The organism is Sphingopyxis sp. Soil_C_28, assembly GCF_057657055.1.
This window is the reverse complement of sequence record NZ_JBDGJE010000001.1, coordinates 1,639,143-1,664,200: the sequence shown is the minus strand read 5'-3', so window position 1 is coordinate 1,664,200 and position 25,058 is coordinate 1,639,143. Positions and strand designations below refer to the sequence as shown.

Here is a 25,058-nt window from a genome sequence, read left to right as displayed (position 1 = left end):
CATCAGGCGGCGCGCGCGCCGACAAAGCCGAGCCCTGCGGCGATCTGGATCGACTGCGCGCGCCCCGTCGCGCCGAGCTTTGCCGATGCGTTGCGCAGGTGAAAGCGCACCGTCGACACTGACAACGACAAAATGGTCCCGATCTCGCCATCGGTCTTGCCTGCCGCGGCCCAGCGCAGGCACTGCACCTCGCGGCGCGTCAGCGTCTGCGGCACTGTCGCGTTGCGCGGCCGGTCGCGTGCTTCATTGTGGGTCGCGACGATCTTCAGTGCCAGATTGTGCAGGTCGCCCGCATGTTCCGCGAACAGCGCCTCGACGCCTACCGGTTCGCGCGAGCACCAGAAGACCGCCCCAACGAGCCCGCGAGGCAGATGGATCGGCGCAATGATCGCTTCGCCGAAATTGGGCGTATTGCGTGCCTGCGAACAGTCGACGGCTTCGAGCAAATGGGTCGCACGCCAAGTGCCGAGGCGGCCATCGCTGTAATAGAAAGGCTCGGCAACAAGCCGCGCCGCGGTCAGGAAGGCTATGTGCAGCGCAAGCTTGCGGTCGCGCCAATAGGCATAGTCCGGGTCGATCCAGCGAAAGCTTGTTTCGGCATAAGGACGTCCCGCTTCGTCGCTCATCGGTTCGGGGTCGCCCAGATCGGCCTGCGCCGCGACATAGGGCAGGCCGATCTTGTCACCCGCGGCCTGTACTGCCGCGATCAGCGCCGGCATTGCGGTCCAACATTGGCGCTGATGATCCATGACCCGTTTTCCGCTCCCTATCCTGACACAGATGTCAGCTTGTCCCTTGGGCCGCAATTCTATGTTCTGTCACGGTCCGGCTTCGCGTGACGCTCGCACAACGACGAGCCCCGCGACAAGCTGTTTGAGGGAGGATGAGTGATGAAGGCAATGCGAATTTTCTTGGGCGCCGGTTCGGCGATGGGTCTCGCCCTGGCGGTGCCGGCGTTCGCCGCCGAGGAAGCACCCGCCGATGCGGTCGCGGCCGAAGGCGACATTATCGTCACCGCGCAGCGCCGTGCGGAGTCGATGAACGATGTCGGCATGGCGATCCAGGCCGTCGACGGCGCAACGCTCGAAAATCTGCGCGTCACCGACATGCGCGACCTGACCACCGTGGCGCCCAGCTTCACCGTCTCGCAAAGCTACCAGGGCGTGCCGACATATACCCTCCGCGGGATCGGCTTCAACACGATCAACCTGTCCGCGACCTCGACCGTCGGTACTTATGTGGACGAAGTCGCCTATGCCTATCCGATCATGAACACCGGGCCGGTAATGGACCTCGAACGCGTCGAGGTGCTCAAGGGACCGCAGGGCACGCTCTATGGCCGCAACACCACCGCAGGGCTGATCAACTTCATCACCGCCAAGCCGACCGACAGTTTCAAGGGGAGCATCAAAGCCGATCTAGGCAATTATCAGACCTACAATATCGGCGGCTATATTTCGGGTCCGCTTGGCGAAGGCGTTGCGGGGCGGATCGCGTTCCGCAGCGAAAATAGCGACAAGGGCTGGCAGGTCAGCAACTCGCGCGGCGAGCGCCTCGGCGAGGTCGAGAAATATGGCGTCCGCGGTGCGCTCGCGATCGATCCCGCGCCCGGAACGCATTTCGATCTGTCGGTCACATATTGGCGCAACAAGTCGGACACCGTGGCGGGGCAGGGGATTGGTTTCACCCCCGCAACCAACCCCGCGACGGGCACAAGCAACTCGCGCTTTTTCAACGCGCCGGGGCTTCCGACCTATCTGGCGAACAATTTCCCGACCAAGGCAAGCCAGGCCGACTGGGCGCCCGAAGCCGGTCGCTCGGCCGACATCGGTACCGGGTTGGGCCTCGACGGCCCGCTGGCGGAGAACAACCGCTTCTGGGGGCTGAAACTGCGCTGGGATCAGGACCTCGGCGACACGATGAAGCTTGTCTCGCTCACCAGCTATAATGATTTCAAGCGCAACGCATTGTCCGACTGGAGCGGGGCGCCCTTCGAGATTCTGCTCCAGAACACGGTCGGTCGGATCAAGAGCTTTGCGCAGGAACTGCATGTCGAAGGCGAGGCGGGGGCGGTGAACTGGCTCGTCGGCGGCTATTACGCCAACGACCGTATTCTCGATTCAAACCGCACGCTGCTCGGCCAGAATGCCAATGTCGGCCTGATCCGCGCCGCCGGCGCGCCGCTTCTGGCCAGTCCGCTTTTCAATTCGGCGGGTTATACGCCGCTTCAGCTCAGCCAGGCCTTCCGCACTTATGAAGATATCGGCCGGATCCGCACGACGACGTGGAGCCTCTTTGCCAATGCCGATGCCGAACTGACCGAGCAGCTGAAGCTGACGGTCGGCGTGCGCTACACAGAGGACAAACAGCGCTACAACGGCTGCTCACGCGACTTCAACGGCAACATGCTGCCCAACGTCAATGTCGTGAACCGCGCGCTCTACCTGCAAACCTATGGCGTGCTCGCGCCGCAGATCGCGCAGGGGCAATGCAACACCTTCGACCCCGCCACCGGCACGTTCGGCGAGGTGCAGTCGCTGCTCAAGGAAAACAACGTCGCCTGGCGTGTCGCGCTCGACTGGTCACCGAACGACGATACCTTGCTCTATGCGTCGGTCTCGCGCGGCTATAAATCGGGAACAACCCCGATCAACGCCGCGAACCTCGCGCGCCAGAATGCGCCGGTGAAGCAGGAAAAGCTGACCGCTTATGAAGTGGGAATCAAGGCGACGCTCGCTGACCGCCTGCTCCAAGCCAATCTGTCGGCCTTTTACTATGATTATGGCGACAAACAGATCAGCACCTATTTCGCCGACCCGATCTACACCGCGCTGTCGCGGCTCGACAATGTTCCCGAATCCAAGGCCTATGGCGTCGAGGGCGAATTGACTATCCGCCCGGCGACCGGGCTGACGCTCGCCGCCAATGCACTGTGGCTCAAGACGCAGATCAACAATTACAACGGGACCAACGCGGCGGGGCAGCCCGAGAATTTCGACGGCGCCCAATTCATCTACAGCCCGAAATTTCAGGGCAGCCTGACGCTCGCCTATGACACGCGGGTCAGCGATACGGTCAACCTGACCGGGGCCGTCAGCGCGCGCTATCAGAGCAAATCGAACACGATCTTCGAGGACATCGATCTCTATAAGATCGACGCTTATGGCACCGTCAACGCCAGCCTTGGTCTCAAGGACGAGAGCGGCTGGTCGGTCTCGCTTTGGGCGAAGAATCTCTTCGACAAATATTATTGGTCGGCGGTCGCCAGCAACGCGAACGTCGTCGTGCGTTTCGCCAACCAGCCGCGAACCTATGGCCTGACCGTGGGTTACGAATTTTGAGGGAGAAAAACCGCGTGGCGCGTCTGCCGATGCAGAGTGAATATCTGGGAACGGCGATCGATTTCGCCGCGCCCGTTGGCGAACCCGCGTTGCTGGCGCCCGACAGCGTCCAGTGGCGTGTCTACAAGAACCCGATCGCGCTCGGCATCGGCGGCATCGCGGCCGTGCTGCTCGAATTTGCCGAGCCGCGAATCCGGTCGGGGGTATGGGATCATTCGACTTACAAGGTCGATCCGATCGGCCGCTCGCGGCGTACCGGGCTCGTCGCGATGCTCGCTTGCTATGGTCCGGCGAGCAGCGCGAAAGCCGTCATCGGCCAGGTCAATCGCATGCACGGCAAGGTGAAAGGCGAGACGCCAGCCGGTGCCAGATATCGCGCACTCGATCCTGTCCTGCTCGATTGGGTCGCGGCGACCGCATCCTATGGCTTCCTGATGGCCTATGATCGCTTCGTCCATCCGCTGAGCGGCGGCGACAAGGATCGCTTCATGCGTGACGGCGACGCGATCGGGCGCGAGTTCGGGGCGCGGCATACACCGCCGACGGTCGGCGCGTTCATGGCGATGATGGACGATCTCGAACCCGCGTTCGAATCGCATCCGATCATCTTCGAATTTCTCGATATGATCCAGTCGGGCCGCGCCGCGCCCGGCGTGCCGCGTTTCCTGCATCGTGCCATTGCGCGCGCATCGGTGTCGCTGCTTCCCGGTCATATCCGGCGCAAGCTGGAACTGGGGCCGCGCTATGATCTCACACGCTTCGACCGCACCGCGCTGCGATTTGCCGGGCGGCTCGCCGACCGTCACGTCGATCGCGCCGCGCCGCATTGTCAGGCCAGTGTCCGCCTTGGCCTGCCGTGTGATTTCCTGTTCAAATCACCCGCCGAACAGCACCGCCTGCTCGCCGCCTAGTTGCAGCGGTTAAAGCCTGCTCCGCGCACGGCGCGGCCGGGGGTCGCACCGCTGTGCTCGCCGTTGCGCAGGACGCCGACGCCGTTGACGAACACGTCACGCATCCCGACCGAATATTGATGCGGCTTTTCGAAGGTCGACCGGTCGCCGATCGTCGCCGGGTCAAAAACAACGACATCGGCATAATAGCCGGGCTTCAGCGCCCCGCGATCCTTGATACCCAGATTGGACGCGGGCAGGACGGTGAGGCGATACACAGCCTGTTCGAGCGAGATCAGCTTCTCGTCGCGGACATAGCGGCCCAGCAGGCGCGAAAAATTGCCATAGGTGCGCGGGTGGGCGCCCGATTTCAGGAACACGCCCTCGGTCGCTTGAGATGACGCGTCGGAGCCAAAGCTCATCCACGGCAGTTGCACCTGCCTCCGCACATTGTCCTCGGACATCAGGAAATAGACGGTGCCGACGCGCGATCCGTCCTCGACGACGAGGTCCATCGCGGTTTCTTCGGGCGATTTGCCGCGCATCGCCGCAACCTCGGCGAGCGTCTTGCCGGTTAGCGGCTTGAGCGCGTCGTTCTTGAATCCCGACAGGATCATCTTGTCGGCGCCCGCACCGAAATAGAGATTTTCCCAGTCACTGCCCGGCTTTTTCATCTCGGCGGCGACGCGCGCGCGGATCGCGGGATCTTTCAGCCGCTTGATCCATTCCTCCAGCCCGCCCGCCTGCACCCATGTCGGCATCGCGGCATCGAGCCCGGTCGCGCCTGCGGTATAGGTGTACATGTCGGTCGTGATCTTCAGCCCCTCGGCGCGCGCATCCTCGATCTTCTTCACGATCGTGTCGAGCTTGCCCCAGTTGCTGCGCCCCGCCATTTTGAGGTGATAGATTTCGGCGGGCGCACCCGATCGGCGCGAGATGTCGATCAGTTCGTCGACCGCCTGTTCGATCCGGTCGCCTTCGGATCGCATGTGGCTGATATACATGCCGCCGCATTTGGCGGCTTCGCTGGTCAGTGCTACGAGCTCGTTGGTTTCGGCGTAGGAGCCGGGGGCATAGATGATCGAACTGCCGACCCCCATCGCGCCTTCGTTCATCGCCTGCCTGACCAGCGCGCGCATGCGGGCGAGCTGTTCGGAAGTCGGATCGACGTCGCCTTCGCCCAGTTCGTGGACGCGCACCGTCGCGGCGCCAACGAAGCTCGCGACATTGGTCGAAACCCCGCGCTTCTCCAGATAGCCGAGATAGTCGCCGAGGCTCGTCCACTCGATCGGATATTTGATGTCGCCCTGCCGCTCGGTCTCGAGGGCCTTCATCGCGGCGTTCATCGGTCCCATCGACCAGCCTTCGCCCATCACCTCCAGCGTCACACCCTGCCTTATGTCGCTCTGGCTTTTGGGGTCGGCGATCAACGATTCGGTCGCCCAGCTCAGCATGTTGATAAAGCCCGGCGCGACCGCCATGCCCTTGGCTGAAACCTCGGTCTTTGCGGTGCCGCTGACCGTGCCGACCGCGACGACGCGGTCGCCCTTGATCGCCACATCGCCCGCGACGGGCGGTTTGCCCGACCCGTCGTAGATCGTGCCGCCGCGGATGATCAGGTCATAGGCGGGCGCTGCGGGATTCGCAGCGACCGACGCCGAAAACAGCATCGAGCTGCACAGCAGCATCAGGGAAGGGGCGAACTGCCGACGCGATGCCATCTATTTCTCCGCAAAAGAAGGGTTTTTAGCCGTGCAGGCTCATCAGGCTGTCCATCAGCCCGTCGTCGGCGCTCGAACAGACGCCGAGCACCAGCGCCTCCTTGAAACCTTCGGCGACGACATAGGCGTGCCCCATCGACGAATCGAGATAGATGCCCTGACCCGTCTTGAGCGCGACGGGATCATAGAATTCGGTGTGAATCTCGACCTCGCCTTCGAGGACGAAGATGAATTCCTCGCCCTGATGGCGGACAAGATCGCCAAACTCGCGCGCGCTATGCGCCCGGATTCGCGTGATGATCGGGATCATCCGCTTTTGGCGCAGGTCGGTGCACAGATAATGATAGTCGTAATTGTCGGTGGTGACGCGCACCGCCTGATCGATCGTACCGATGCTGCGGCGGCCGGTCACGCGCGGCGCGCCATTGTCCTCATCCTCGGCGAACAGGTCCGACATGCGGATGCTGAGTCGCTGGCTCAGCTGCTGCAACTTGTCATAGCTGAGCGTCAGCCGGTCGTGCTCGACCTTCGACAGGGTCGATACCGGGATGCCCGATTTCGCGCTCATTTCCTTGAGCGTCCAGCCGTTTCGGGCGCGGATGCCCTTCATCACCGTGCCGAGCGTGGGCGGGGCCATGCGATCCGCCATTAATTTTTCCATTCCATATTTGACAATTTTCCAATCAGGATCATTATGTCCCTATCGGGCTAATAGATGTTGGTCCTTGGTAAGGGGTCGCGCGGCTTGCTGCAAGGTGTGACAGACCGCGTAAAGGAAAAGGGGAAAGCGATGCGTTTCATCCGCAAGGCGATGATCGGGCTGGCGGCGTTTGCCGCGCTGCCATTGGCGGCGCAGGGACCGGTGCCCGCGCCCACCGCAAAGAAAGTCGAAGCCGCCGCCGTGTCGGCCGCCAAGGTGTCCGCAGCGCCCGTCGCGCTCGATGCCAAGGACCTCGAAGCCTGGCTCGACGGATATCTGCCCTATGCGCTCGAACGCGCGCGCATCCCGGGCGCCGTCGTGGTCGTCGTGCGCGGCAATCAGGTCGTGCTCGAAAAGGGCTATGGCTTCGCCGATGTCGCCAAGCGCGCGCCGGTGCTTCCTGAAACCACGCTTTTCCGCCCGGGCTCGGTGTCGAAGCTCTTCACCTGGACTGCGGTGATGCAGCAGGTCGAGGCCGGCAAGATCGATCTCGACAAGGATGTGAACGCCTATCTGGATTTCAAGATCCCGGCCTATCAGGGCAAGCCGATCACGATGCGCAACATCATGACGCACACCGCGGGCTTTCAGGAATCGGTACGCTATCTGATCAGCAGCGACCCCAAAGCGGTGATGGCGCTGAATAAACAGATGCCGCTCGCGTTGCCCGACCGCGTCTTCGCACCGGGTACGACGCCGGCCTATTCGAACTATGCGACCGCGCTGGCGGGCTATATCGTCGAGCGGGTCAGCGGCGAACCCTTCGACAATTATATCGAAAATCACATCTTCACGCCGCTCGGCATGACGCATTCGTCGTTCCGCCAGCCGCTTCCCGCCAATCTCGCGCCGCACATGTCGAAGGGTTATCCCGACGTCACGCAAAAAGCGAAGCCGTTCGAGCTGGTCATTCCCGCCCCTGCGGGCAGTTTGTCGGCCAGCGGCGCCGACATGGGCAAGTTCATGATCGCGCACCTCAACGACGGCGCGGGGCTGCTGAAGCCCGAGACCGCGAAACAGATGCACGATTTCAAGGCACCCGGCGTCGGCCCGCTCAACAGCATGGCGCTTGGTTTCTACGAACAATGGGTCAACGGCCACCGCGCGATCGCGCATGGCGGCGACACCGTCTGGTTCCACAGCTATCTGTGGCTGTTCCCCGATGCCGACATCGGCGTATTCATCTCGATGAACAGCGCCGGTAAACAGGGCGACGCTGGCGCGGTGCGCAGCGCTTTGTTCCATAAATTCGCCGACCGCTATCTCCCTGGCACTGAAAAGCCGGGGCAGGTCGATGCCAAGACCGCCGCCCAGCATGCACAGATGATGGTCGGAAATTACGTCAGCAGCCGCGGGTCGTTCACCAACTTCATGAGCCTGTTCGGCTTGCTCGGGCAGATGACGGTTTCGCTGACCGAGGACGGCAAGATCACCCTGCCGGCGCTTGATGGCATGGGTGCGGGCGCGCGCGACTGGGTCGAAGTCGAACCCTTTGTATGGCGCGACACGGGAACGAATGAACGCCTTGCCGCCGAGGTCAAGGACGGCCGCGTTATGCGCTGGAGCATCGATGCTGGCTCGCCGTTCATGGTGTTCGAACCCGCGCCGACGAGCGTCAATGCCGCATGGCTCAATCCGGCGCTGATTTTCGCCTTCGGCATCACCCTGCTCGCGGCGCTGGCATGGCCGGTGCGCGCGCTGGTGCGTCGCAACTTCAAGGCGGATTTCCCGCTCGAAGGCAAGGCGCGCCGCGCCTACCGCCTGTCGCGTGTCTTCGCATGGCTCGCAATCGGTGCGCTGGCCGGCTGGTTCGGACTGATCGCGGCTTTCTCGGCCGATATCGGAGCGATCGGCGGTCCGCTCGACTGGCTGATCCACCTGCTGCGCATCCTGACTCCGCTGGCCGCCTTCGGCCTGCTGATCACCGCGGGCTGGCACCTGTGGCTCAGCATCAAGGACAGGCGCCGCTGGACGATGAAGCTCGGCGCGGTGCTGCTCATCCTTGCCGCTCTGGTGCTCGTATGGGTGACGCTCGTCTTCCATCTCTATGGCTTCGGGATGACCTATTGACGGCGATACAAAGCGTCCGGGGCCTCACGCTCGACCTTCGGGTCGAGCGTTTTCCCGATCGCCAGCCTTTCCGCTTGTCGGGGTATATCTTCACCGAAACTGTCTTGCGCGGTGTGTCGAAAATCGGGGCCGGATAATCCACCGCGCTGCAGAAATTTAGAGCCAGTCCAATATATGTCCTAAACGGGTTGACAATTTTCCAATTAGGACAATAGTCTTGAAACTGAAATCAACAAGAGAGGGAGACTGGAATGACCACGTCATTCACAGCAACGCGCCGCGCGGTCATTGCGGGCGCGGTCGGGGTAGCTTTGTCGGCGCCGATGATAAACCGGGGCGCTTTTGCCTTCGCCTCAGCGCCCGGGAAAAGCTACTCGCGCCGCGCGGTCGATCTGGTCGCTTCATCGCTCGTCATCGACATGCTCGCGCCGCTCAAGATCACGATGTCCGAAGATTATGTCGCACACCGGCTGACCGACGCCGAAGCGGCCGAGTTCAAGGCCAGCGGGATCACCGGATTTCATAACGCCTACGGTCTCGGGGGCCCCGATGCGAAAGAACAGGCGCTTGCATTCCTCGCCGGATGGCAGGGTTTTGCCGGGCGTAACAGCCATGTGTTCACGCTGGTGGACGGCGTTGCCGACCTCGACCGTGCCAAGGCCGACAAGAAATGCGCCGTCATCATGGGCATCCAGAATGCCGAGCATTTCGAAAAGCTGGAAGACGTTGCGCTGTTCCGCCGCCTTGGCCTGCGCTGCGCGCAGCTCACCTATAACGCCCAGAATCTGATCGGGTCGGGCAGCACCGAACGCGTCGATGGCGGCGTCAGCGACTATGGCGCCGCGATCATCGCCGAGATGGAAAAGCAGCGCATGCTCGTCGATGTCTCGCATTGCGGCGACAAGACGACGCTCGATGCGATCGCCATCGCCAAGGGGCCGATCGCGATCACCCACAGCAACGCGCGCGCGCTGGTCGATCACCCGCGCGTGAAGACCGATGCGGCGATTAAGGCGCTGGCCGCGAAGGGCGGCGTGATGGGCATCACCGGGGTCCGCATGTTCGTGCGCACGACCGATCCGACCAATGTCGGGCATATGGCCGATCATATCGATCATGTCGCGAAGCTGGTCGGGGTCGATCATGTCGGCATCGGCTCGGACGCCGACCTGCACGGTTATGACGATATGATTCCGGCCGAATATGCCGCGCTTAAGGGGAGCTACAAGGGCAGCTACGCCTTTCGCGACAAGATCGACATCGATGGCTTCGATCATCCGCTCAAGACCTTCGATCTCACCGAAGAACTGATCCGCCGTGGTTATTCGAACGAAAACATCCGGGCCGTGCTCGGTGGCAATTTCCGCCGCCTGCTCGCCCAAGTCTGGGGGTAAGACGATGAAACAGGGACTGTTTATTGCAGCAAGCTTAGCCGCACTGATGATCGCGATGCCAGCACAGGCGCAGGACGCCGCCGCAATGGAAACGGCGGGCGAAATCGTCGTGACGGCGCAGAAACGTACGCAGAATGTACAGGACGTGCCGATTTCGATCGCGGTGATCAGCGGCGATGAGCTGCAGGAACAGGGTGCCGCTTCGCTTGTCGACTATGCGGGCTACGTCCCTGGCATGAACGTCAGCAACAGCGGCACGCCGGGGCAGACGACGATCACGCTGCGCGGTGTTGCGCCGCTTAACAACAGCCAGACCGTCGGCATTTATCTCGACGACGCCCCCGTGGGGTCGAGCGCGATCTATAATCGGGCCGGGGCGTTCACGATCGACCTCATGCCCTATGATCTGCAACGGATCGAAGTGCTCAAAGGTCCGCAGGGCACGCTCTACGGCGCCAGCTCGATTGGCGGCCTGGTGAAATATGTCACGGTCCAGCCGGACACGAACAGGTTCAGCGTCAAGGCTGGCGTCGAGGGTTTCGCGATCAAGGGTGGCGACGGGCTCGGCTGGGGCGCGCAGGCGATGGTCAATGTGCCGATCGTCCAGGACAAGCTCGCGGTCAGCGGAAGCTTCGCCTGGCGCAGCACGCCGGGCTGGGTCGACAGCGTCAACAATGCCGCGCTCGAGGACCAGAATGATTATGAACAGCGCGGCGGCCGCGTTGCGCTGCTGTGGACGCCGACGCCCGATCTCAGCGTGAAGCTGGCGGGCATCTGGCAGTCGCTCGATTCCGAGGGGAATGGCCTGTACGCTGCGGATCTCACCGGCGTGCGCCTCGGCGATGGTCGCTCGTACAACAATTATGTACCCGAATCCTTCGACGTCGATCTCGACTATTATTCGGCGACGATCGACTATGATTTCGGTGCCGCAACGCTGACCTCTGCGACGACCTACAGCAAGACGCAGAGCGCGCAGGTGCAGGACGCGAGCTATGCCTTCGGCGTCCTCTTCCCCTTCCTTACCAACCCCCCGATCGCGCCCGGCATCACGCCCTTCTCGCTCGATCTCGGCCTTAAAAAATGGACGCAGGAAGTGCGCCTTGCTTCGCCCAGCGGCGGACGTTTCGAATGGCTGCTCGGCGGCTTTTTCACCGACGAGACAACCAGCAACGCCCAGCTCGTGCGGTCGTTTGACATGGCGGGCAATCCGATTGCTGCGCTCGACCCGCTCGCCACCGTCGGCTTGCCCGCGACGTACAAGGAATATGCGGTCTTCGGCAACGCGACCTTCAAGCTCAGCGAGCAGTTCGAGATCACCGGTGGCCTTCGCTGGGCGCGCAACAAGCAGACCTTCCGCCAGATCAGCTCGGGCGCGATCGTGCCGCAGGCCGACGATCCCGGCAAATCGTCCGAGGATGTCTTCACCTATTCGATCAGTCCGCAGTTCCACATCAACGAGGATGCGATGCTCTATGCGCGCCTCGCCACCGGCTATCGTCCGGGCGGACCCAACGTCATCGTTCCCAATGTGCCGCCAACGGTCGACGCCGACCGGATGAAAAACTACGAAGTCGGCCTCAAGGCCGATTTCGCCGACCGCATGGTATCGGTCGATGTCGCGCTCTTCCTGATGGACTGGACCGACATTCAGGTCGTGCGCTCCTTTGGCGGCGTCTCAGGCGGCGCGAACGGCGGCAAGGCCCGAAGCAAGGGAATCGAGGGTAGCTTGGCGCTGCGTCCGGCACCCGGCCTGACGATCAGCGCGACGGGCAGCTACACCGACGCCGTGCTCAGCGAGGATGTCCCCGATATCAGCGGCGCCGACGGTGACCGCTTGCCCGCGGTGCCGAAATTCAGCGGCGCGCTCCGCGCCGATTATGAATTTGCCCTCGGCAGCAGCAACAAGGGCAGTTTCGGCGTCGGCGTTCGCCACGCGAGCAGTCGTCTGTCGCTGGTCGAAAGCGATCCGCTCGCCGCGCGCGCACGGCCCTATACGTCGGTGGACCTAAACGCCTCGATCAACTTCAACGACCACTGGACACTGCGCGCCTATGCTCGCAACCTGCTCGACAATAAGGGGGAGATGGCGCGGGCGACTATGGCCGACGGACTCAATCGGCCGAGTTTCCTTGCGATCTCGCCCCTGCAGCCGCGGACGGTGGGCGTTGCGCTCGACATGGCTTTTTGAGCGGATTGGAGTTGGACATAATGAATGCGCCCATCGGGAGGCTGGCGGGCAGCCTGAACCTGCCGCAGCCCTATCTGCTGTTCCTCGGCGACACGACCCAGGCGGGCTATGCCAAGACCGCCTTCGGTCTTGCCGATTGGGCGGCCGACCGATGTGTCGGGGAACTCGCGATCACTGGCTGCACCGTCACCACCGGTCTGCCGCGTCTGTCGCCCGCCGATGCGCGGGCGGCGGGCGCGCGGTCGCTGGTGATCGGTGTCGCGAATGTGGGCGGCGTGATCGGGGATAGCTGGGTCGCCGCGCTGGTCGAGGCGATGGAGGCGGGCCTCGACATCGTCAGCGGGCTGCACGTCCGGCTAGGCAGCGTTCCCGCGTTGGCCGAGGCGGCGAAGCGTACGGGGCGGCGCCTGATCGACATTCGCACCCCGCCGCCGTCGATTCCGGTCGGCAATGGCCGCAAGCGGAGCGGCAAGCGGCTGCTCACCGTCGGCACCGATTGCGCGCTCGGCAAGAAATATACCGCGCTGGCGTTGCACCGGGCCTTGGTCGAACGCGGCGTGGATGCGGATTTTCGCGCGACCGGCCAGACCGGTATCATGATCGCGGGCGGCGGCATGCCGATGGACGCGGTGATTTCGGATTTCGAGGCCGGCGCGGCAGAAATGCTGAGCCCCGACGCCCCCGACACGCATTGGGATGTGATCGAGGGGCAGGGGTCGATCTTCAATCCTGCCTATGCGGCGGTGTCGCTTGGCCTGCTCCACGGCAGCCAGCCCGATGTGTTCGTCGTCTGCCACGATCCGGCGCGCAAGGTGATCCTGGGTCTGGAAAGTTTTGAATTACCCTCGATCGAAGAGGTGATCGACCTGACGATCCGCCTCGGCAGCCGCACCAATCCGGCGATCCGCTGCGGCGGTGTCAGCCTCAACACATCGGCCTATGAGGCCGATGCTGCCGAGGCGCTGATGGTGGCCGAGCGGCAACGCCTCGCGCTTCCCGTCGCCGACCCGATCCGCGGCGGCTCGTCGTTCGACGCGCTCGTCGAAACGTGTCTCGCGTGAGTGTGGGCGAGACGGGCGGCAGGTCGAGCTGGTTTCAGCGCTTCCTGCTGCCCGGGTTTGCACTGAAGGCCGTCATCATCGGCGGCGGCTATGCGACCGGGCGCGAGCTGGCCGAATATTTCGTGCCCTCCGGCCCGTGGGGCGGGCTCGCTGCGATGCTGCTTGCGACGCTCATCTGGAGCATCGTCGCCGCGCTGACCTTCGCGCTCGCGCGCAAACTCGGCGCTTATGACTATCGCAGTTTTTTCGAAGGGCTTCTTGGGCCCGGCTGGATCGCATTCGAGATCGCTTATCTGATCTTCGTCATCCTGATCCTCGCGGTGTTCGGTGCGGCAGCGGGGGCGATAGGGGCTGCAACCTTTGGTTGGCCCGAGTTCGCGGGCTCCGCGCTGCTTGCGGTCAGCATCATTGCCTTTACCGCCTTCGGGACCGACGTCGTTGAAACCCTGTTCAAATACGCCTCGATGCTGATCTATGCGGTCTATTCCCTGTTCCTGATCTTTGCGCTGTCGAGTTTCGGCGGCCTGATCTGGCAGGGTTTTGCCAATGCGCCGCCGCCTTCGGGCAATTGGGTCGCGGGCGGGATCACCTATGCCAGTTATAATATCGTCGGCGCGGTCATCATCCTTCCGGTGCTGCGTCATCTGACCAGCCAGCGCGACGCGGTGATCGCCGGGATCATCGCCGGACCGCTCACCATGCTGCCCGCAATTCTCTTCTTCGTCGCGATGATGGCTTTCTATCCCGCGATCGGAGCGGAGACATTGCCGTCGGACTTCCTGCTGCGCCAGATGGCGGTGCCGGGATTCCACATCGTTTTTCAGCTGATGATCTTTGCTGCGCTGCTCGAAAGCGGGGTCGGCGCGATCCATGCGATCAACGAACGGGTGTCGGGGGTGGTCGAGATGCGCGGCCGCGCGCCGCTCGGCACGGGTGCGCGCGCCGCGATCGGCGGTGTAATATTGGCCGGCTGCATGTTCGTTGCAGCGCGCATCGGCCTGATCGACCTGATCGCCAGCGGCTATCGCTTCCTCGCGTGGCTGTTCCTCGCGGTGTTCGTCGTTCCGCTCCTCACCATCGGCATCTGGCGCCTGCTGCGTCCGTCGACCGCCCCCCATATGGAGACCCTGCCATGAAGACCGTTCGCCTGCTCGCCCTGTCGCTGATGCTGTCGGTCGCAGCGCCCGCCTGGGCCGAACCGCCCACCGATATCGGCGAAAGCGTCGAGGCGCTGCGCAAGAAAGTCGGCGCCGCCGGCGTGTCGATCGCGATCGTCGAAGATGGCAAGACAACCCTGTCGCGCGGCTGGGGCGTGCGCAAGATCGGCGAACGCGCACCGGTCGATGCGCAAACGATCTTCCAGACCGGCTCGACGGGCAAGGCGATGACGGCGGCGGCGCTCGCGATCCTCGTCGACGAGGGCAAGATCGCGTGGGACGATCCCGTGATCAAGCATATGCCGTGGTTCCGCATGCACGACGCGTGGGTGACGCGCGAGATCACGATCCGCGACCTGCTCGTCCATCGCAGCGGGCTGGGGCTGGGGCAGGGCGATTTGATGTTCGTGCCGCGCACGCATCTGACGCGCAAACAGACCGTCGAGCACGTTGCCTATCTCAAACCCAAGACCAGCTTCCGCTCGGCCTATGCCTATGACAACATCCTCTACACCGTCGCGGGCCAGCTGATCGAAGAAGTCACTGGACAGACATGGGAAGCATTCATGCGGACGCGAATCTTGCGCGCCGGCGGGATGAAGAACGCCACCAGCGACAGCGAGGATCGTTTCCGCATCCCCAATCGCTCGTGGCCGCACGCGCGCCTGTCAGGACCGCTGCGCGGTCTCGGCCCGCAGGCCGCGCTCGACGAGCGCGACGAACTCGGCCGCAACGGCGCGCCTGCGGGCGGGCTCGCGCTCAGCGCCGACGATATGGCGGCGTGGCTCAAGATCCAGCTCGCGCACGGCGCGCTGCCGAACGGCAAGCGGCTGTTCAGCGAAAAGCAGGCGGCCGAAATGTGGGCGCCGGTCACCCCGATGCCGATCAACCCGCTTCCCGACAGCCTCAAACCCGCGCAGCCGATGCAACAGGCCTATGCGCTCGGCTGGCAGGTACAGGATTATCGCGGTCACCGGATCATTTCGCATGGCGGCGGGGTTTTCGGATCGATCACGCGCGTCGTGATGATCCCCGACAAAAATGTCGGCTTTGCGATCATGATGAACAGCGAGGACAGCGGGATGCTGCTCGGCCTCACGCACGAACTGCTCGATCATTATCTGGACCAGCCCGACTATGGCTGGATCGCGAAATGGGAGGATTGGTATCAGGCGCGGCTCGCAGGCGGGAAGGCGTTCCTCGAACAGAAACGGGCATCGCCGGTCAAGTCGGGGCCGTCGCTCTCGCTGACCGGTTACGCCGGGCGTTACCGCGATCCCTGGTATGGCGATATCGTTATCGGGCAGACGCCGAAGGGGCTGACGATCGACTTTACCTCGACCCCGCGGATGGCGGGGCGACTGAAGCATTGGCAGTATGACAGCTTCGTCACCGATTTCGACGATGCGGCGATCGAACCCGCCTACGTCACCTTTGCGCTCGACGCCGACGGCAAGATCACCGGCGTGACGATGAAGGCGGTCAGCCCGATCGCCGATTTCAGCTGGGATTATCACGATCTCGACCTGAAGCCCGTCGAGGACAAGAAATGAACCGCATCGCGCTCCTGCTGACCGCCACTATGCTGACGGCCTGCTCGGGCGGCGAGAAGGTGAAGGCCCCCGAAGCGCCGCTTCACAGCCGGATGCTCGTCCTCGACACGCATCTCGACACGCCGCTTCATTTCGAGCGTGCGGGCTGGAGCTTTGCCGACCGTCATACGCCCGCCGATGACATGGCGCAGCTCGATATTCCGCGGATGAAGGATGGCAATCTCGATGGCGGCTTCTTTGCCATCTATACCGAACAGGGCCCGCTGACCGCGAAGGACTATGCCGATGCGCTTGCCTTCGCACGCGCGCGGTCCGATCTGATCGATCGCACCATCGCTAAACACGCCGACGCAATCGCTCCGGCGCTGACCGCGGCCGATGCCGTGCGGCTGAACAAGGAAGGCAAGCTGACTGCCTTCAAGTCGATGGAGAACAGCTATCCGCTGGGCGAAGATCTTTCGCTGCTTCAGTCCTTCTACGACAAGGGTTTGCGCCTCGCCGGGCCGGTCCATTCGAAGGACAACCAGTTCGCCGACAGCGCGACGGGCGAGGGCCGCTGGAAGGGGCTGAGCCCGCTCGGCAAAAAATGGGTGGGCGAGATGAACCGGCTCGGCATTATGATCGACGCGAGCCATTCTTCGGATGCCGCGTTCGACCAGATACTCGCGCTGTCGAAATATCCGATCCTGCTCTCGCACTCGAGCCTGCGCTCGGCGTATGACCATCCGCGCAATCTCGACGAGGGGCGGTTGAAGGCGCTCGCGGCCAAAGGCGGTGCAATGTGCATCTCGACGATCTTCATGTCCGAAATGAACATGTCGCCCGCGCGCGGCGAACTGTTCGGCAAGTATGAACGGATCGGCAAGATGACGCCCGCCGAACAGGCCGACCTCAATCGCCAGTGGCGTGAACTCGACAAGGCCGAACTGATGTGGGCGGCCGATTTCGACGCCTATATGAAGATGGTCCTGCGCGCGATCGAGGTCGGCGGGGTCGATCATATCTGCTTCGGCGCCGACTGGGACGGCGGCGGCGGATTGCCGGGAATCGAGGACATCACCGCGCTGCCGAAAGTCACCGAACGGCTGAAGGCCGCGGGCTATTCCGATGCCGACATCGAAAAAATGTGGAGCGGCAATATCCTGCGCATACTGGCGGCGCAGGGAAAATAGCCCAACGGGGTCAGCCGCGGAACCGTTTCGGGTCGATACCCAGCTTCTGCATCTTGTCGTAAAGCGTCTTCCGCGGCACCCCCAGCCGCGCCATCGTTTCGGCGATATTGCCGCGCGTCTGCGCCAGCGTGTCGTGGATGATCGTCGCCTCGAACCGGCGAACGCGCTCGGCGAGCGGGGCGTCGGCGGGCATCGACGACAGGCCGGGGTCCGACGGCAGGTCGAGCACGACGCTATAGGCGAAATTCTTGAGTTCGCGGACATTGCCCGGCCAGTCATGCTCGACGAGGTGACGGCGCACGCTGTCGTCGATCGCAAAACCGGCCAACCCCATCTTCGCCGCGGCCTCGTCGAGGAAATAGGCGAAGGTCTGCGGAATATCCGACCGCCGCTCGCGCAACGGCGGGATGCGCAGTTTCACGACATGCAGGCGGTAATAAAGATCTTCGCGAAATGCGCCGCCGCGCACCGCATCCATCAGGTCGGTCTTCGTCGCCGCGACGACGCGCAGGTCGACGGGTTCGGGCACGCTGGCGCCGATCGGCTGCACCTCGCGTTCCTCGATCACGCGCAGCAACTTGGCCTGTACCGACGGGTGCATCGTGTCGATTTCGTCGAGGAACAATGTGCCGCGATGCGCACTTCGGATACGCCCCGCCTGGCCAAGCTTGCCGCTGCTCCGGTCGACCAGGTCGCTGCCGAACAGTTCGGCCTCGGCCAATTCCTGCGGCAGCGCCGCGCAATTGACTGCGACCAGCGATGCCGCGCTTCGCCGACTCTGACGGTGGAGCATATGCGCGACCAGTTCCTTGCCAGTGCCCGTCTCGCCTTCGATCAGCACGTCGAAATCGGCTTGCGCCAGCTGCGTTATCGTCTCGCGCAGCCGCAGCATCGCGGCGCTTTCGCCGATCAGCGGGCTGTCGATCGCGTCGGCTGCGGTAACAAGGCGGCGGTTGTCGAGGATCAGCGCGCGATGCGCCAGCGCGCGGCGCACGATGCCGACGAGATGATCGGCGGCAAAGGGCTTTGCGAGAAAATCGAAGGCGCCGTCATGCAGTGCGCGTACCGCCATCGCGACGTCGGCATGGCCGGTGATCAGGATCACGGGGATACCGGGATCGATGCCATGGATCGCCGCGCGCAGCTCGAGCCCGTCCATCCCCGGCATGCGGATGTCGGTGACGATGATGCCCGAGAAGTCGGCGTCGATGCGCGTCAGGACGCTCTGCGCGTCGGGGAAGGCCTCGACGGCAAGGCCCGCAAGGTCGAGCGTCTGGACATTCGCCTCGCGCAGCGCCGCATCGTCGTCGACGAAGAAGATCGTCTGCTCGCCGGTGAAAAAGCTCATGCCGGCCTCAATGTCAGGCGGAACCCGGCGCCGCCCAGCGGCGAAGCAATCAGGGTCAGCGTGCCGCCGAACTCGGCCATGATATCGCTCGCGATGGCGAGACCGAGGCCGAGGCCGTCGGGACGGCCGGTGACGAAGGGCGTGAAGAGCTGTGGCAACAGGTCGGCGGCAACGCCCGGTCCGCTGTCGCAGATGTCGATGTGGACAGGGTCGCTGCCATGGGCATGAAGATCGATCTGCGGGTCCGTGACGCCCTGCACCGCGTCGGCGGCGTTCTGCAATATATTGACGAGCACTTGTTCGAGCCGGACGCGGTCGGCGTGAACGCTCTGCGCCGGGTTCTCGACAACAATGTCGAGCGCGATGCCCTGCGCGCGGAGCCGGTCGCCGATCAGCAGGCTGGTGCCGTCGATCGCCGATTGCAGTGGAACCGGACCGAGCGGCGTCGGTTTGCGCCGCGCGAAATTGCGCAGCTCGTTGGTGATCGCGCCCACGCGCGCGGTAAGCTCGACGATGGTGCCCAGATTGCTGCGCGCCTTGTCGGTCTGTTCGCGTTCGAGATAGCGCAGACTGTTTTCGGCGAAGGTGCGGATCGCGGCGATCGGCTGGTTGATCTCGTGCGCGACCCCCGCGGTAATCTGTCCGATCGAGCCAAGCCGGCTCGCCTGCGCCAGCTCCTCGCGCGCGGCGCGGTAACGGCGATCGGTATCGGCCTGACGTTCGGAGGCATGCCGCAAATCGTCATTCGCTGTGCGCAAATCCTGCGTGCGTGCGGCGACTTCGCGCTCAAGCGCGTCGTGTGCTGCTTGCCGAAGCGTTTGTCGCTCGACAACGCGAAGCAGCGTCACGACCGCTGCGCCGACCAGGATGAGCAATATGAGGAAGATTACGCGGGCCGTCGCATTGGCGCTGTCGCGCGCGGGCTTCGCGGGCTGCAAGAGGTGGAGAGTGCTTCCGGGCAGCGAGATGCGTTCATCGGCGCGGCGAAACATATCGGCTCCAACGCGCAGCGGGTCGAGCCGCGCGGTGCCATAACTGCGTGTCTCGCGAAGCTGCTTTTGCTTCGCGGCGGAGATCGCATTGAACGAGCGAAAGCGCCAGCCGCTTTCGCTCGTCATGACGATGATGCCGGCGGCGTCGGTCACGATCGTCGTCGCGGCGGAATCAGTCCAGCGCGATTCAAGCTTGTCGAACTCGACCTTGACCACGATCGCGCCCAGTTGCCGGCCGCTGACGTCGACGCGGCGCGCGAGGTAAAGGCCCGGCCGTCCGCTCACCGTGCCAAGTGCAAAGAGTTCGGCCTCGCCATTCTGCATAGCGCCCTGAAAATAGGGGCGGAACCGGTAATTCTCGCCGACAAAGCTCTTCGGTTCGCGCCAGTTGCTCGCGGCGATCGTGGTGCCGCTGGCGTCGATCACATAGAGGACCGCGGCGTCGGTCCGCGCGGCCAACTGCTCCAGTTCGCGATCGAGCCGGCGCGACGCGGCGTCGCTCTTGTCGGCGAGCGCGGTGCGAACGTCCGGAAATTCCGAGAGCACACGCGGCAGCAGGCGGAATTTCTGCAACTCGCTTTCGAGCAGGCTCGCATGCGCGCGGGCATTTTGCCGCGCCTCGACATCGGCCTGCGCGTGCGCATGACCCGCTGCCCATCCCGACAGGCCGAGCGCGGCAACAAGCAGGATCAGCGCGCCGGCGATCGTCGCCAGCAGCAACCGCCTTCGGTCGAGGCGTGGGATGGTTTGGGACGACTCAGCGGGAGAGGGCATGTGCGGATTATTGCACAATATGCCGGATACGTATGCGGATTTTTGCACAGATTGAAGAGCGCCGATGTGTGATCGCAAATAATATGTCATAATTACAGATAATTAAGAATATGGGGCGGCTGTTTGACCACTCTTCATACCCACGCCTATTTTTATGTCGCGGCCGAACAACGGCCGTGGATCGCGTCGAAACGGGCGCCTGACAGAGGGAGAGGCCGGTGGCCGCCACGATCGATATGAGCGCGATACCCGAGCCCGCGCGGCCAAAGCGCTGGTGGGCGCACCTCTATGTACAGGTGCTCGGCGCCATTTTGGGCGGGGTGCTGCTCGGTCATTTCTGGCCTGAGGTCGGGGTCAAGCTCCAGCCGCTCGGCAAAGGTTTCATTGACCTGGTAAAGATGATCATCGCGCCGGTGATCTTTCTGACAGTCTCGACCGGCATCGCGTCGGTGGGCGGGGGACGGACACTCGGGCGCCTGACGGTGAAGACCTTCGCCTATTTCCTCTTCTTCTCGACACTCGCGCTGGTCATCGGGCTGATCGTCGCCAATGTAGTGCAACCGGGTGCGGGGATGAACATCGACCCGCGCACGCTCGACCCCGGCGCGGTCGCGAAGATCGCCGAATATGACGCGAAGGCGCACGATACGACGCTCGTCGGTTTCCTGCTCGCGATCATTCCGACGACGTTCGTCTCTGCGCTGACGTCGGGTTCGATCCTGCAGGCGCTGTTCGCGGCGATCCTGTTCGGCATCGCCTTGTCGCATACCGGCGCCGCGGGCGCACAGGTGCTCGGCATGCTCGAAAAGCTTTCGAGTGTTTTCTTCTATCTCGTCGGAATGCTGATGCGCTTTGCGCCGATCGGCGCATTCGGGGCGATGGCTTTCACCATCGGCGAATATGGCGTCGAATCGCTCGTCAATCTCAGCGCCCTGATTGCGACCTTCTATCTGACCTCGATCCTGTTCGTCGTCGTTGTCTTGGGCGCGATGGCGCGCTTTTCCGGCTTTTCGATTTTCCGGCTGATTGCGTATCTCAAGGCCGAACTGCTGCTCGTGCTTGGCACCTCGTCGTCCGAAGCCGCGCTGCCCAGCCTGATGGAAAAGCTGGAAAAGGCCGGTTGTGCGAAGTCGGTCGTCGGCATGGTCGTGCCCACGGGATACAGCTTCAACCTCGACGGGACCAATATCTATATGACGCTCGCCGCGCTGTTCGTCGCACAAGCGACGGGCATCGACCTCAGCCTGGGTGACCAGATCACGCTGTTGCTCGTGGCGATGGTGAGTTCGAAGGGCGCCGCCGGGGTAACCGGCGCGGGCTTCATCACGCTCGCGGCGACGCTGACCGCCGTGCCGACGGTTCCGGTCGCGGGGCTGGCGCTGATCCTTGGCATCGATCGTTTCATGAGCGAGTGCCGCGCGCTCACCAACTTCATCGGCAACGCGCTCGCGGCGATCGTCGTCGCGGGCTGGGAGAATGCACTCGACCGTGACGCGCTGGACCGTGCGCTGAACGGCGAACCGGCGCCGATTGCGGCCCAGCCAATCGAAACCGACGCCGATTGAGGCCGAAACGACACAAAATTTAGAACCAAAAAATTGGGGAGAATGACAATGAGGCGCAGTTTTGGAACAATGCTTCTGGCGAGTACGGCGATCTGCCTTCTTGCGAGCGCACCCGCCCGGGCCCAGACGACGGCGGCCGATCCAACCGACAATGAAGACCCGCAAGCCGATGGCGCTCCAGCTGACGAAATCGTCGTCGTCGGCTCGCGCATCGAGGGCGCACGCGTCACCGAGGCGCTGCCGGTGGTCGTGGTCGGGCAGGACAGGCTCGACGCGATCGGTGCGGTCAGCGGCGATGAACTGATCCGCAACATTCCGCAGATGGGCGATGTCAGCTTCAACCCCGGAAACAATGCGCAGACGAGCAACGCGGCGCGCGGTGACGTGGGTTCCGTCAACCTGCGCTCGCTCGGCGTCGGGAACACACTCGTGCTGCTCAACGGCCGCCGCATCGTCACCCACCCCGCGAGCCAGGGCTTGTCGGACACCGGCACGGTCCCGGTGCTGAGCTATAATTCGAACGCGATCCCGACGACGGGGCTCCAGCGGCTCGAAGTGCTGCTCGACGGCGCTGCGGCGCTCTACGGCTCGGATGCCGTCGCGGGCGTCGTCAACACCGTGCTCAAGGACAACTACGACGGTCTCAGGATGCAGGCGCAATATGGCGGCGCCGAGGGCACACACCTGCGCGAATTCCAGGGCAATATCCTAGCGGGCAAGAGCTTCGATCGCGGCAATATCACGGCCTCGTTCGAATATACCGACCGCTCGGCGCTGCGCGCCGAGGATCAGGATTTTACCGCCTCCGCGAACCTTCGCCCGCTGTTCGCCGACGATCCCGATTTCGCCGATTCACAGGTTCCTGACGCACGCGCAACGCGCGGTGCATGGCCAGCACTGATGGTTCCGGTGACTGGCGGCCGCCCACGCCGCGGGACCACGAACCTGACGACCGCCGCAGGCGCGTTCACGGTTCGCCCGACACGCCTCGGCGGATGCTCCCAGGCGCTCACCGCCGACCTCTGCCTCGTGAACACCGCGCTCGCGACGAACAATGCTTTCCGCGACCTGCGCTACGATACCGCCGTCGGCACCACCGTGATGCCGAGCGTCAAGCGCTACAACGCCTTCATCAACGGTCATTATGACGTGACCGACGACCTGACTCTGTTCGGCGAGTTCGGCTATTACCGTTCGAAAACGACGCGCATCCAACCGCCGGTGATCAACCTCAACCAGATCTGGATCCCGGCCAGCAACTATTACAACCCCTTCGGTGCGACGACGATCAATGGGCTGCCCAACCCCAACCGCATCCCGGGCCTCGTCAATGTGCCCGCCGCGGGCTTGCCGGTGCTTCTCACCACCTATCGCTTCGTTGACACGGGGCCGCAGGCGGTGAAAGTTTCCGGCGAGCAGCTACGCGGTCTGATTGGCGTACGCGGCGAGGCGGCGGGTTTCAAATGGGACAGCGCCTTTGTCTATTCCGAAGCTTCGGCGGTCGACCGCAGTCTCGCGGTGCGCAGTTCGGCGCTCCAGCGGAGCCTCGCGCTCGCGACCCCCGACGCGTACAACCCCTTCAACGGCGGCTGCATCGACAGCCTGAGTTCGGGCGATTGCACCCCCAGCTCGCAGACAGCACTCGACGCAATCACCTTCGAGCTTCAGCGCCGGTCGAAAACGACGCTGACGATGGGCGATTTCCGCGCCTCGCGCGCCGACCTCTTCGCTCTGCCCGGCGGCGACGTCGGCATGGCCTTCGGCCTCGAAGTTCGGCGCGAGACGCAGCGCGACAATCGCGATTCGGCGGTCGACGGATCGAGCCCCTTCGTCGATGCGGTGTCGGGTGCGATCACCATCAGCGATGCCGCGGCGGTTAGCGACAATCCCGATACCTATGGCAAGCGCACGGTCGCCGCCGCCTACGCCGAACTCGCGGTGCCTTTGGTGTCGGAGGAGATGAATATCCCGCTCGTCCGGCGTTTCGACATCCAGCTTGCCGGCCGCTACGAACATTACAGCGATTTCGGCAGCGTTGCGCGGCCGAAGATCGCAGCGGCGTGGGACGTCGTCGACGGCATCCGCTTCCGCGGCTCCTTCTCGCAAGGCTTCCGCGCCCCGAACCTCGAACAGGTCAACGCCGTCGAATATGCGCGCCTCGCGACCAGCCAGGATTTCCTGCGCTGCGAAGTTGATCTGCGGGCAGGGCGGATCGCCACTTTCACCGCATGCGGCAACAATGTCGGCTACGCTCGCCGTGTTTCGGGCAATCCAGACCTCAAACCCGAAAAAAGCACCAATTATAACCTCGGTGCGGTGTTCGAGCCCAGTTTCATCCCCGCTGACCTCGGCCGCATGACTTTCACCGTCGACTATTGGTCGATCAAGCAAAAGGGCATCGTCGGCATTCTCGGTAACGATACCGCGGTCGCGCTCGACTATCTGATGCGTCTGCAGGGATCGTCGAACCCGAACGTCATTCGCGACGCCGCCAACGCCGACGATATCGCGGCCTTCGCGGGGACGGGCATCGCGCCGGTGGGCCGGATCACGACCGTCCGCGACCAGTTCGTCAATCTGTTGCCGCAGACGGTTCGCGGGCTCGATTTCGCCTTCTACTGGCAGTCGCCGAAGACCGATGTCGGCAAGTTCGATTTCTCGGTCAACACGACGCGGCTGCTCAAATTCTCGCGCGCGCCGGGCGATGCCGTCGACCTGCTCGTCGCCGCCGCCGCAGCCGGCGACATCAACGCCGCGACGCCCTTGCCCGAAACACAGAATCTGATCGAGGCGAATGGTCGCCCGAAATGGCGCGGTACGGCGTCGTTGACCTGGTCGCTCGGCCAGTTCCAGGTCGGCGCCTTCGCGCGCTACACCGGCGCGGTCGACGAGACGGCGTTCGTCGATGCCGACGGCAACCCGTGGCGGGTCAAGTCGCAGGTGACGGGCAACCTTTATGCGCAGGTGCGGATCAAGGATGCTGGCAACCTCGGCGGCGACATGCGCTGGCGCGTCGGGGTGCGCAACATCACGAACGAAAAGCCGCCGCTTTCGTCCGAAGGCTATCTGGGGTCGCTCTACAGCCCCTATGGCCGCTACTGGTACACCTCGGTCACTACGGAGTTCTGA

At 63.5% G+C, this 25,058-nt stretch carries 16 protein-coding genes; 11 read left to right on the top strand and 5 right to left on the bottom strand.

All coding sequences use genetic code 11. From position 1 onward, the window contains the following. Positions 1 to 2: 2 nt before the first annotated feature. On the bottom strand, positions 3 to 749 hold the full coding sequence (locus AC3A43_RS07915) for a helix-turn-helix transcriptional regulator (RefSeq protein WP_487791961.1): 747 nt from the start codon (positions 747 to 749) through the stop codon (positions 3 to 5). A 150-nt stretch (positions 750 to 899) separates the two neighbouring features. Here AC3A43_RS07915 and AC3A43_RS07910 point away from each other — a divergent pair, with 150 nt between their 5' ends. Beyond that, a complete protein-coding gene (locus tag AC3A43_RS07910) occupies positions 900 to 3,341 on the top strand; it encodes a TonB-dependent receptor (protein WP_487791960.1) in 2,442 nt (813 codons plus the stop codon). 14 nt (positions 3,342 to 3,355) lie between these two features. Next, positions 3,356 to 4,252: an oxygenase MpaB family protein gene (locus AC3A43_RS07905; RefSeq protein ID WP_487791959.1), complete on the top strand. Its 897-nt coding sequence runs from the start codon at positions 3,356 to 3,358 to the stop codon at positions 4,250 to 4,252. Here AC3A43_RS07905 and AC3A43_RS07900 read toward each other — a convergent pair. Both AC3A43_RS07900 and AC3A43_RS07895 read right to left on the bottom strand, forming a co-directional pair. Beyond that, on the bottom strand, positions 4,249 to 5,952 hold the full coding sequence (locus AC3A43_RS07900) for an N-acyl-D-amino-acid deacylase family protein (protein ID WP_487791958.1): 1,704 nt from the start codon (positions 5,950 to 5,952) through the stop codon (positions 4,249 to 4,251). The two genes, AC3A43_RS07905 and AC3A43_RS07900, sit on opposite strands and share 4 nt — an antisense overlap. 25 nt (positions 5,953 to 5,977) lie before the next feature. Further along, positions 5,978 to 6,589: a helix-turn-helix domain-containing protein gene (locus AC3A43_RS07895; protein WP_487791957.1), complete on the bottom strand. Its 612-nt coding sequence runs from the start codon at positions 6,587 to 6,589 to the stop codon at positions 5,978 to 5,980. Positions 6,590 to 6,742: 153 nt separating this feature from the next. Between AC3A43_RS07895 and AC3A43_RS07890 the strand changes: the two genes are divergently transcribed. From AC3A43_RS07890 to AC3A43_RS07860, 7 genes are all read left to right on the top strand, one after another. Beyond that, on the top strand, positions 6,743 to 8,722 hold the full coding sequence (locus AC3A43_RS07890) for a serine hydrolase domain-containing protein (RefSeq protein WP_487791956.1): 1,980 nt from the start codon (positions 6,743 to 6,745) through the stop codon (positions 8,720 to 8,722). Between the two features lie 251 nt (positions 8,723 to 8,973). After that, positions 8,974 to 10,116, top strand: a complete 1,143-nt coding sequence (locus AC3A43_RS07885) for a dipeptidase (protein WP_487791955.1) — start codon at positions 8,974 to 8,976, stop codon at positions 10,114 to 10,116. Between the two features lie 4 nt (positions 10,117 to 10,120). Further along, entirely contained in the window at positions 10,121 to 12,307 is a 2,187-nt protein-coding gene (locus AC3A43_RS07880) for a TonB-dependent receptor (protein WP_487791954.1), read from the top strand. A 20-nt stretch (positions 12,308 to 12,327) separates the two neighbouring features. Next, positions 12,328 to 13,368 carry an N-acetyltransferase DgcN family protein gene (locus tag AC3A43_RS07875; protein WP_487791953.1) on the top strand — a complete coding sequence of 347 codons (1,041 nt, stop codon included), beginning with the start codon at positions 12,328 to 12,330 and terminating at the stop codon, positions 13,366 to 13,368. Beyond that, a complete protein-coding gene (locus AC3A43_RS07870; protein ID WP_487791952.1) occupies positions 13,365 to 14,504 on the top strand; it encodes a YkvI family membrane protein in 1,140 nt (379 codons plus the stop codon). Before AC3A43_RS07875 ends, AC3A43_RS07870 begins: the two co-directional genes overlap by 4 nt. After that, positions 14,501 to 16,078, top strand: a complete 1,578-nt coding sequence (locus AC3A43_RS07865) for a serine hydrolase (RefSeq protein ID WP_487791951.1) — start codon at positions 14,501 to 14,503, stop codon at positions 16,076 to 16,078. Before AC3A43_RS07870 ends, AC3A43_RS07865 begins: the two co-directional genes overlap by 4 nt. Next, complete coding sequence (locus AC3A43_RS07860) at positions 16,075 to 17,250, top strand: dipeptidase (protein ID WP_487791950.1); 1,176 nt, start codon at positions 16,075 to 16,077, stop codon at positions 17,248 to 17,250. The genes AC3A43_RS07865 and AC3A43_RS07860 overlap by 4 nt, the downstream gene beginning before the upstream one ends. 10 nt (positions 17,251 to 17,260) lie before the next feature. Here the strand turns inward: AC3A43_RS07860 and AC3A43_RS07855 are convergent, their stop codons facing one another. Together AC3A43_RS07855 and AC3A43_RS07850 are read right to left on the bottom strand one after the other, a co-directional pair. After that, the gene (locus AC3A43_RS07855; RefSeq protein WP_487791949.1) at positions 17,261 to 18,598 is read right to left on the bottom strand and encodes a sigma-54-dependent transcriptional regulator; all 1,338 of its coding nucleotides are present in this window, start codon (positions 18,596 to 18,598) and stop codon (positions 17,261 to 17,263) included. Then, positions 18,595 to 20,310 (bottom strand): sensor histidine kinase, encoded by a 1,716-nt coding sequence (locus AC3A43_RS07850; RefSeq protein ID WP_487791948.1) that lies wholly within the window; start codon positions 20,308 to 20,310, stop codon positions 18,595 to 18,597. Before AC3A43_RS07850 ends, AC3A43_RS07855 begins: the two co-directional genes overlap by 4 nt. A gap of 290 nt (positions 20,311 to 20,600) precedes the next feature. On the opposite strand from AC3A43_RS07850, the gene AC3A43_RS07845 reads away from it, so the two are divergent. Continuing rightward, the gene (locus AC3A43_RS07845) at positions 20,601 to 21,929 is read left to right on the top strand and encodes a dicarboxylate/amino acid:cation symporter (RefSeq protein ID WP_487792043.1); all 1,329 of its coding nucleotides are present in this window, start codon (positions 20,601 to 20,603) and stop codon (positions 21,927 to 21,929) included. Between the two features lie 48 nt (positions 21,930 to 21,977). Next, positions 21,978 to 25,058 (top strand): TonB-dependent receptor domain-containing protein, encoded by a 3,081-nt coding sequence (locus AC3A43_RS07840; RefSeq protein WP_487791947.1) that lies wholly within the window; start codon positions 21,978 to 21,980, stop codon positions 25,056 to 25,058.

Bases quoted from the DNA above. Each gene is read 5' to 3' on its own strand.
- AC3A43_RS07915 (WP_487791961.1), bottom strand. From the start codon at position 749: ATGGATCATCAGCGCCAATGTTGGACCGCAATGCCGGCGCTGATCGCG.
- AC3A43_RS07910 (WP_487791960.1), top strand. From the start codon at position 900: ATGCGAATTTTCTTGGGCGCCGGTTCGGCGATGGGTCTCGCCCTGGCG.
- AC3A43_RS07900 (WP_487791958.1), bottom strand. From the start codon at position 5,952: ATGGCATCGCGTCGGCAGTTCGCCCCTTCCCTGATGCTGCTGTGCAGC.
- AC3A43_RS07895 (WP_487791957.1), bottom strand. From the start codon at position 6,589: ATGGCCCCGCCCACGCTCGGCACGGTGATGAAGGGCATCCGCGCCCGA.
- AC3A43_RS07890 (WP_487791956.1), top strand. From the start codon at position 6,743: ATGCGTTTCATCCGCAAGGCGATGATCGGGCTGGCGGCGTTTGCCGCG.
- AC3A43_RS07885 (WP_487791955.1), top strand. From the start codon at position 8,974: ATGACCACGTCATTCACAGCAACGCGCCGCGCGGTCATTGCGGGCGCG.
- AC3A43_RS07880 (WP_487791954.1), top strand. From the start codon at position 10,121: ATGAAACAGGGACTGTTTATTGCAGCAAGCTTAGCCGCACTGATGATC.
- AC3A43_RS07875 (WP_487791953.1), top strand. From the start codon at position 12,328: ATGAATGCGCCCATCGGGAGGCTGGCGGGCAGCCTGAACCTGCCGCAG.
- AC3A43_RS07865 (WP_487791951.1), top strand. From the start codon at position 14,501: ATGAAGACCGTTCGCCTGCTCGCCCTGTCGCTGATGCTGTCGGTCGCA.
- AC3A43_RS07860 (WP_487791950.1), top strand. From the start codon at position 16,075: ATGAACCGCATCGCGCTCCTGCTGACCGCCACTATGCTGACGGCCTGC.
- AC3A43_RS07855 (WP_487791949.1), bottom strand. From the start codon at position 18,598: ATGAGCTTTTTCACCGGCGAGCAGACGATCTTCTTCGTCGACGACGAT.
- AC3A43_RS07845 (WP_487792043.1), top strand. From the start codon at position 20,601: ATGAGCGCGATACCCGAGCCCGCGCGGCCAAAGCGCTGGTGGGCGCAC.
- AC3A43_RS07840 (WP_487791947.1), top strand. From the start codon at position 21,978: ATGAGGCGCAGTTTTGGAACAATGCTTCTGGCGAGTACGGCGATCTGC.